The following is a 5,481-nucleotide window of genomic DNA, read 5'->3' as shown; positions in this document are numbered from 1 at the left end:
CAACCGCGGGGGTTGTTGGTTGGGAGCCGTATAGTGGACGCGGTGTTCTGTGGTGACCCCACCCTTCGTTCCCAACACGTGTTGGGGGTGGGGGTGTGGTGTAAGTTGTCGGCTTATTAGTACCGGTCGGCTGCACACGTCGTTGGTTCGTGCTTCCACCTCCGGCCTATCAACCCAGTGGTCTAGCTGGGGGCCTCTCACACACTAGGTGCGTGGAAATCTCATCTCGAAGCGAGCTTCCCGCTTAGATGCTTTCAGCGGTTATCTCTTCCGAACGTAGCGAAGCAGCGGTGCACCTGGCGGTACAACTGCCATACCAGAGGTTCGTCCGTCCCGGTCCTCTCGTACTAAGGACAGGTCTTCTCAAATTTCCTGCGCGCGCAGCGGATAGGGACCGAACTGTCTCACGACGTTCTGAACCCAGCTCGCGTACCGCTTTAATGGGCGAACAGCCCAACCCTTGGGACCAACTCCAGCCCCAGGATGCGACGAGCCGACATCGAGGTGCCAAACCATGCCGTCGATATGGACTCTTGGGCAAGATCAGCCTGTTATCCCCGAGGTACCTTTTATCCGTTGAGCGACGGCCATTCCACAATGTACCGCCGGATCACTAGTCCCGACTTTCGTCCCTGCTCGAGCTGTCGCTCTCACAGTCAAGCTCCCTTGTGCACTTACACTCGACACCTGATTGCCAACCAGGCTGAGGGAACCTTTGGGCGCCTCCGTTACTCTTTAGGAGGCAACCGCCCCAGTTAAACTACCCATCAGGCACTGTCCCTGACCCGGATCACGGGCCGAAGTTAGATGTCCAGAGTGACCAGAGTGGTATTTCAACGTTGACTCCACGTGCACTGGCGTGCCCGCTTCACCGTCTCCCACCTATCCTACACAAGCCACACCGAACACCAATACCAAACTATAGTAAAGGTCTCGGGGTCTTTCCGTCCTGCTGCGCGTAACGAGCATCTTTACTCGTACTGCAATTTCGCCGAGTTCATGGTTGAGACAGCGGGGAAGTCGTTACTCCATTCGTGCAGGTCGGAACTTACCCGACAAGGAATTTCGCTACCTTAGGATGGTTATAGTTACCACCGCCGTTTACTGGGGCTTAAATTCTCCGCTTCGCCGTGAGGCTAACAGGTCCTCTTAACCTTCCAGCACCGGGCAGGAGTCAGTCCGTATACATCGTCTTGCGACTTCGCACGGACCTGTGTTTTTGATAAACAGTCGCTTCCCCCTGGTCTCTGCGGCCCTTACCCGCTCGCACCAGCAAGTGGTGTCCACGGTCGGGGCCCCCCTTCTCCCGAAGTTACGGGGGCATTTTGCCGAGTTCCTTAACCATGATTCTCTCGATCGCCTTAGTATTCTCTACCTGATCACCTGTGTCGGTTTGGGGTACGGGCGGCTGGAACCTCGCGTCGATGCTTTTCTCGGCAGCATAGGATCACCGAATCCCCCCACGAATGGGGGTCCCGTCACGTCTCAGGCTCAATGATCCGCGGATTTGCCAACGGATCGCCCTACACGCTTAGACCGGGTCTACCATCGCCCGGCTCGGCTACCTTCCTGCGTCACACCTGTTAATACGCTTACCTCCCCGGTTCAGGTCCCACGCTCCCCGGAGCCGGCGGCGACCAATGGTCACCGCATGGCCCGGTTCGGGTGGTTAGTGTCCCCGGTTCGATAGGGGCGGTTCTTCGCCGGTACGGGAATATCAACCCGTTGTCCATCGACTACGCCTGTCGGCCTCGCCTTAGGTCCCGACTGACCCAGGGCAGATTAGCTTGACCCTGGAACCCTTGATCATCCGGCGGACGGGTTTCTCACCCGTCATTCGCTACTCATGCCTGCATTCTCACTCGTGTGGGCTCCACCACTGGGTCACCCCGCAGCTTCACTGCCCACACGACGCTCCCCTACCCATCGCACCACCTGAACCGGTCCGAAGACCGGTTGGGTATCATTGGTGCAATGCCACAACTTCGGCGGTGTACTTGAGCCCCGCTACATTGTCGGCGCGGAATCACTTGACCAGTGAGCTATTACGCACTCTTTCAAGGGTGGCTGCTTCTAAGCCAACCTCCTGGTTGTCTAAGCAACTCCACATCCTTTCCCACTTAGCACACGCTTAGGGGCCTTAGTTGGTGGTCTGGGCTGTTTCCCTCTCGACTATGAAGCTTATCCCCCACAGTCTCACTGCTACGCTCTCACTTACCGGCATTCGGAGTTTGGCTGACGTCAGTAACCTTGTAGGGCCCATCGGCCATCCAGTAGCTCTACCTCCGGCAAGAAACACGTAACGCTGCACCTAAATGCATTTCGGGGAGAACCAGCTATCACGAAGTTTGATTGGCCTTTCACCCCTACCCACAGCTCATCCCCTCCATTTTCAACTGAAGTGGGTTCGGTCCTCCACGCGCTCTTACACGCGCTTCAACCTGGCCATGGGTAGATCACTTCGCTTCGGGTCTAGATCACGCCACTCACTCGCCCTGTTCAGACTCGCTTTCGCTACGGATACCCCTCACGGGTTAACCTCGCGACGTAACACTAACTCGCAGGCTCATTCTTCAAAAGGCACGCCGTCACCTTGTAGGGCTCCGACGGTTTGTAGGCACACGGTTTCAGGTACTATTTCACTCCCCTCCCGGGGTACTTTTCACCTTTCCCTCACGGTACTGGTCCGCTATCGGTCATCAGGTAGTATTTAGGCTTACCAGGTGGTCCTGGCAGATTCACACGGGATTTCTCGGGCCCCGTGCTACTTGGGTACGCGTACCGTGCGGCAGCAACGATTTCGTCTACGGGACTCTCACCCTCTCCGGTCCGGCACTCACACCGGTTCGACTATCGCCCTGCACTCACACGCCCGGGCCGGCAGACCCGGGACGACACGCCCCACGACCCCGATGATGCAACCCCTGCCGGGTATCACACACCATCGGTTTGGCCTCTTCCGCGTTCGCTCGCCACTACTGACGGAATCACTGTTGTTTTCTCTTCCTGTGGGTACTGAGATGTTTCACTTCCCCACGTTCCCTCCACACACCCTATGAATTCAGGTGCGGGTCACCACGCATAACACGTAGTGGGGTTTCCCCATTCGGAGACCCTCGGATCACAGCTCGTTTATCAGCTCCCCGAGGCTTATCGCAGATTACCGCGTCCTTCATCGGCTCCTGATGCCAAGGCATCCACCGTGCGCCCTTAAAAACTTGCCACATGATCACAGAACACACCGATACCACCACCACCACACCCCAACGGGGTACGGCAGCGGTATCTCGGCGATCAATCACGAACACGGCACCACAACCCACCAGACACACCCCCCGCGAAGGGAGCGACGCCCGGCTGCCTGCGGCACCTGTTCTTAAGATGCTCGCGTCCACTATACAGTTCTCAAACAACAACCCGCACACCCTGCACACTGGTGGCAGCACCCCCTACGAAGGGGACACGACCACCGGCAGGACGCCGGGAACCTGCGACACAACACCCCCACCCCCACCAAAGGAGGACGGGGCCTGTTGTCTCAGGACCCAATAGTGCGCCACGGACCACACCCACCACCGGACCGGTTCTCTTCCACCACCCACACCGTGCGAACCCCACAGGGTCCACCACGATGGGACAGGTACTAGGACCCGACCCGGCCGGCAACCCCCGCACCCGCCGGATCGGAACCCGGGAAGCACAGGAGGAGTGCGGCCACTTGCTCGTTGATATTCCACCCATGAGCTCACCCCACCAGCACCACGGACGGGCACTGAAGCGGGGGCGACCACCACACGGCGGTCAACGGCTCCTTAGAAAGGAGGTGATCCAGCCGCACCTTCCGGTACGGCTACCTTGTTACGACTTAGTCCCAATCGCCAGTCCCACCTTCGACGGCTCCCTCCCACAAGGGGTTAGGCCACCGGCTTCGGGTGTTACCAACTTTCGTGACTTGACGGGCGGTGTGTACAAGGCCCGGGAACGTATTCACCGCAGCGTTGCTGATCTGCGATTACTAGCGACTCCGACTTCATGAGGTCGAGTTGCAGACCTCAATCCGAACTGAGACCGGCTTTTTGGGATTAGCTCCACCTCACAGTATCGCAACCCTTTGTACCGGCCATTGTAGCATGCGTGAAGCCCAAGACATAAGGGGCATGATGATTTGACGTCATCCCCACCTTCCTCCGAGTTGACCCCGGCAGTCTCCTATGAGTCCCCACCATCACGTGCTGGCAACATAGAACGAGGGTTGCGCTCGTTGCGGGACTTAACCCAACATCTCACGACACGAGCTGACGACAACCATGCACCACCTGTCCACCAGCCCCGAAGGGAAACCCCATCTCTGGGGCGGTCCGGTGAATGTCAAGCCTTGGTAAGGTTCTTCGCGTTGCATCGAATTAATCCGCATGCTCCGCCGCTTGTGCGGGCCCCCGTCAATTCCTTTGAGTTTTAGCCTTGCGGCCGTACTCCCCAGGCGGGGCACTTAATGCGTTAGCTACGGCGCGGAAAACGTGGAATGTCCCCCACACCTAGTGCCCAACGTTTACGGCATGGACTACCAGGGTATCTAATCCTGTTCGCTCCCCATGCTTTCGCTCCTCAGCGTCAGTAACAGCCCAGAGACCTGCCTTCGCCATCGGTGTTCCTCCTGATATCTGCGCATTTCACCGCTACACCAGGAATTCCAGTCTCCCCTACTGCACTCTAGTCTGCCCGTACCCACTGCAGACCCGGGGTTGAGCCCCGGGCTTTCACAGCAGACGCGACAAACCGCCTACGAGCTCTTTACGCCCAATAATTCCGGACAACGCTTGCGCCCTACGTATTACCGCGGCTGCTGGCACGTAGTTAGCCGGCGCTTCTTCTGCAGGTACCGTCACTCTCGCTTCTTCCCTACTGAAAGAGGTTTACAACCCGAAGGCCGTCATCCCTCACGCGGCGTCGCTGCATCAGGCTTCCGCCCATTGTGCAATATTCCCCACTGCTGCCTCCCGTAGGAGTCTGGGCCGTGTCTCAGTCCCAGTGTGGCCGGTCACCCTCTCAGGCCGGCTACCCGTCGTCGCCTTGGTGAGCCATTACCCCACCAACAAGCTGATAGGCCGTGAGCCCATCCAAAACCAGTAAAACCCTTTCCACCACCCACCATGCGGCAAGAGGTAGTATCCAGTATTAGACCCAGTTTCCCAGGCTTATCCCAGAGTCAAGGGCAGGTTACTCACGTATTACTCACCCGTTCGCCACTAATCCGCCCAGCAAGCTGGGCATCATCGTTCGACTTGCATGTGTTAAGCACGCCGCCAGCGTTCGTCCTGAGCCAGGATCAAACTCTCCGTCAAAAAAACAACGAAAACATCAAACCCCGGCTGAAAATGTCGCCACCACCCCACGGAGGCAGGACGGCGACAACCAATCAACCGAATAAAACATCCGGTATCAACAAACATGGCACACTATTGAGTTCTCAAACAACAGACC

Annotated in this window: 2 rRNA genes; both read right to left on the bottom strand. The window is 57.8% G+C overall.

Going from position 1 to position 5,481, the window contains the following annotated elements:
* Nucleotides 1–96: 96 nt before the first annotated feature.
* Nucleotides 97–3,224: ribosomal RNA gene (locus RF640_RS18605) — 23S ribosomal RNA — on the bottom strand.
* A 592-nt stretch (nt 3,225–3,816) separates the two neighbouring features.
* A 16S ribosomal RNA gene (locus RF640_RS18600) occupies nt 3,817–5,342 on the bottom strand.
* The 16S and 23S rRNA genes sit together here, the layout of an rRNA operon.
* Between the last annotated feature and the right edge of the window lie 139 nt (nt 5,343–5,481).

Source organism: Kocuria sp. CPCC 205231 (assembly GCF_040980965.1).
GTDB classification, from domain to species: Bacteria; Actinomycetota; Actinomycetes; order Actinomycetales; family Micrococcaceae; genus Kocuria; species Kocuria rosea.
Note: the sequence above shows the minus strand (reverse complement) of the source record. Positions and strands in the feature narration are given on the sequence as shown.